A 222-nucleotide genomic window follows, 5' to 3' on the forward strand; every position below is an offset into this window, starting at 1 on the left:
GTGATATTTTTCGCTTTGCCTTCGATGTATCGACTGCGTCTGTACTTCACAAAGCCGATCCCGGGTAAATAAATCTGCTTGCCGGTTTCATCAATTTTAAATCCTTGCGGATAGCGAAAGGCATCATTTGCCCCGTACTTTCTATGGAAAACGGGAAAAGCAGTTCTTCCTGAAAAGAAATTGCGATATGCTCGAGACAGATCCTTCATCGATTGCTGCAGA

Annotated in this window: 1 pseudogene; it reads right to left on the minus strand. The window is 43.7% G+C overall.

The features are described 5' to 3' along the window. Nucleotides 1–209, minus strand: a pseudogene (locus M3080_RS09230) (RNA-guided endonuclease InsQ/TnpB family protein); the annotation flags it as partial. Nucleotides 210–222 lie beyond the last annotated feature (13 nt).

Origin of the sequence: Parasutterella secunda (genome assembly GCF_023336895.1) — a bacterium.
In the GTDB taxonomy this organism is placed as follows: Bacteria; Pseudomonadota; Gammaproteobacteria; order Burkholderiales; family Burkholderiaceae_F; genus Aphodousia; species Aphodousia faecalis.